Source organism: Acetivibrio ethanolgignens, from assembly GCF_001461035.1.
Lineage (GTDB): Bacteria > Bacillota > Clostridia > Lachnospirales > Lachnospiraceae > Velocimicrobium > Velocimicrobium ethanolgignens.
This window is the reverse complement of the sequence record NZ_LNAM01000065.1, coordinates 1-2,035: the sequence shown is the minus strand read 5'-3', so window position 1 is coordinate 2,035 and position 2,035 is coordinate 1. Positions and strand designations below refer to the sequence as shown.

The window sequence follows — 2,035 nt, the reverse complement described above, 5'->3', positions numbered from 1 at the left end:
GCATTATCTGTATTCGTGATGAATTTGTTTAGGATTCAGAGGCGAATACTTTGTGCTCTTTTGCATCTGTTCCGATTTTGGTGTGACTGGAGCAGATGTAAGAGTTGGAAGTTGCAAATGTCTGCTTAATCAGCAGACACTAATTATTTTCCTAAAATCAGAATCTATTTCATCTTCTGAACAAATCCACATTATCATTTCTGTCATAGTTTCCTCTTTTTGTGATCCGATATCTATTCCTATATTGTTAAATTGTTTCGTTACAAACTCATTGTAACTACTAGCATCTTCAATTATCTCTTTAGATATAAAAAAACTATCATACTTTTTGATATCATTTACACTAACAATTTCAGAAATACTATAACTTTCAAAATCAGGAAACAATATTGTACCTTTTATATAATATTTCATATTCAACATACTCACAAGAAAATCAAAAATATCTTCTATCGTTGCGTGAAATTGCACATTCATCCTTGCCATATAAATTCTCCTATTTATCATATCCCACAAAATACATTGGTAAACCATGATCTTCTAGATCATATAAAGCTTCAACTTCTCTTTTTATAGGTGCTCCTTTTGCCGTAGTTTTTCCAACATTAAGACCATATAAGGTGCCATCTGGTCTTTGCACTAATATATCTGGTCTTCTAGTTTTCTTTAACCCATTAGGAGTCTGAATTATCGCCTCTGGATTTGGACATATTCTTCCTCCACCAGCAATCACAGTGCCATCTGTAACCTGGCTAGCTATTTCTTCAATTTACAAGTTATGTGCACCTGTTCCCTGAGGTTTTGGTCCTGTTTTTTGTTTTCCACTTGACTTTCCATAGCTGGTCTTACTACCATACTCTCCTGTGCCATTTCCTCCCTCACCTGTCTCCTTCTCACACGGTTGGTTAGTTTTAGCGTTGTACCCGCTCGGATCATAGTACACCACCGGATTATTCTTACAGTACGCATACAGGTTCAGCCCATCCCCACGGTACACATCCTCCTGCACAAACCTTCCCAGCACCGGGTTATAAAACCTTGCCCGCAGATAGTACTGGCCGCTTTCCTGGTCATACTGCTGTCCCGTGTAGAGGATTCTGTTTGGGAGCTCCTCCCGGCTATTTTTGATTACGCCAAACGCATCGTACTCGTACTGGTTTTCTATCCCCCCGCTGCTTCCCGTGATATAGGCAGTGCTGTTCTGCTCGTCCAGATGGTAGTAGTGGTAGCCGCTCCTTTCCCGGTTCCAGCCTGCCGCCACTCCGTACCCCGGAATATAACGGCTTATGGTATCGCCGTCTGGACTGCTCTCTGCAAGGAGTTCCCCGTTATGGTACGAAAAAGTTGTGACTGTTCCGTTTTCCACTGTTCCGGCACGCAGGTATTCTGCGTCATACTGGTTCTCCATACGCTTTCCGTCGGGCATGGTCACGGCTGTCTGCTGGTGGAACCCATTGTACGAAAATACCGTTGTTCCCTCTGCCCCCGCTGCTTCCAGCAGGTTTCCCTGCCGGTCATAGCGATATGCCGTTTTCTCTTTTTCTGAAAAGCGGCAGATCAGCTGGTTTTTCCGGTTATAATGGTACTCCTCCGTTCCATTTTTATCCAGCTTTTTCAAGCGGTTTCCACACCGGTCATACACATAGGAGGTTTCCTCCCCCTGGCAGGTCTCGCTTACCAGACGGTCCATAGAATCATAACGGTAGGATACCGCCAAATCCGTCAGGCTGCCACCGGAAAGCAGGCAGCTTCCCTGCTTCAGGGTACGGTTCCCATTCAGGTCGTATGCATACCGCAGGTCGGAGATGGTTTCCCCGTCCTCTCTCTGAAGGTGCCGATGGATGATATTCCCCTCCGTATCGTATTCATAGCGGGTGCAAAGGCCGTTGCCATGATGGATTTCTTCCAGTTTGCCACCAGCTGTGTGGGTATACTGTACCAGTATATTTCTATCTCCATCCCTCACGCTGGTTAAATTTCCACGCCAGTCGTACTCATAAAACACCGGCCTTCCGCTGGCGTCGGTCAGGCTTTC

3 protein-coding genes are annotated in these 2,035 nt (G+C 44.8%); all 3 read right to left on the bottom strand.

Annotation, left to right across the window (positions count from 1 at the left end; genetic code table 11):
- Positions 1–129 precede the first annotated feature (129 nt).
- On the bottom strand, positions 130–486 hold the full coding sequence (locus ASU35_RS04120; protein ID WP_058351793.1) for a hypothetical protein: 357 nt from the start codon (positions 484–486) through the stop codon (positions 130–132).
- A 10-nt stretch (positions 487–496) separates the two neighbouring features.
- Positions 497–733 carry a hypothetical protein gene (locus ASU35_RS04115; RefSeq protein WP_058351792.1) on the bottom strand — a complete coding sequence of 79 codons (237 nt, stop codon included), beginning with the start codon at positions 731–733 and terminating at the stop codon, positions 497–499.
- Positions 734–769: 36 nt separating this feature from the next.
- On the bottom strand, positions 770–2,035 hold a 1,266-nt coding region (locus ASU35_RS04110), incomplete at its 5' end, for an RHS repeat-associated core domain-containing protein (RefSeq protein WP_278278053.1).

Coding starts and splice junctions, on each gene's coding strand:
- ASU35_RS04120 (WP_058351793.1), bottom strand. CDS start 486: ATGGCAAGGATGAATGTGCAATTTCACGCAACGATAGAAGATATTTTT.